We start from the raw sequence: 717 nt of genomic DNA, 5'->3' as shown, positions 1-717 counted from the left end.
CCCGACGGGGGAGGCGTGATGAAGTTCGACATGGGCGCGCAGACGCTCTCGAATCTGCAGCGTGATTCGCGGGGGTCGAGTGATGATCTCGGTTCGCTGATCCGGCAGTTGGTGGATGCGGCGACGCCGTTGGAGGGCAAGTTCAACGGTACGGGCCGGGCGATGTTCGACCAGTTCAAGCAGCAGGCGGACAGGATCACGGCCGATCTGAACGGCTCGCTGTCGGCGATCCTGGGTGGTCAGTCGGGGATGGACACGGCGTTCAGTTCCGGTGACCAGGAGCAGGGTGACAACGCGAAGCAGCAGATGGGTGCCGCGAACTTCGATGCGGCGCGGTTCCGCTGAGGCTGATCGCTTTCGTTCGGTGCGGGCTTTGTTTCAACTCTCGGGGAGTGGTGTGTGATGGCGGGTGCCAACGCGGATCGTCGTTCGTACGACACGGGTGCGTCGGCTGATGCTCAGTCGAACATCCAGGTGGTGATCGGTCGTCTGGAAGAGGTGATCGGTAACCGTGACCGTCAGGTCAAGACGGCGATGGCCGACTTCACGGCTGACGGTGTGGCGGAGGAGTACCACGGCAAGGAACAGCGGTGGACGAACGCCTCCAACGAGGTGAAGAACATTGTGGCGTTGCTGAAGTCGACGCTGGAGAAGAACGACGGTACGGCGCAGTCGACCATCCAGCGGGCCAAGGCCGCGGTCGACAACATCGGCTGA

At 62.8% G+C, this 717-nt stretch carries 2 protein-coding genes; both read left to right on the top strand.

Annotated elements, in window-relative coordinates; genetic code table 11:
* Positions 1–18 precede the first annotated feature (18 nt).
* On the top strand, positions 19–345 hold the full coding sequence (locus KUM49_RS41700) for a hypothetical protein (protein ID WP_217242169.1): 327 nt from the start codon (positions 19–21) through the stop codon (positions 343–345).
* 57 nt (positions 346–402) lie between these two features.
* A complete protein-coding gene (locus tag KUM49_RS41695; RefSeq protein ID WP_217242168.1) occupies positions 403–717 on the top strand; it encodes a pore-forming ESAT-6 family protein in 315 nt (104 codons plus the stop codon).

Origin of the sequence: Streptomyces sp. AC555_RSS877, assembly GCF_019049245.1 — a bacterium.
Taxonomy (GTDB): domain Bacteria; phylum Actinomycetota; class Actinomycetes; order Streptomycetales; family Streptomycetaceae; genus Streptomyces.
This window is presented reverse-complemented; position numbering and strand designations above follow the sequence as displayed.

Excerpts from the sequence above, each read along its gene's own strand:
- KUM49_RS41700 (WP_217242169.1), top strand. The coding sequence starts at position 19 with ATGAAGTTCGACATGGGCGCGCAGACGCTCTCGAATCTGCAGCGTGAT.
- KUM49_RS41695 (WP_217242168.1), top strand. The coding sequence starts at position 403 with ATGGCGGGTGCCAACGCGGATCGTCGTTCGTACGACACGGGTGCGTCG.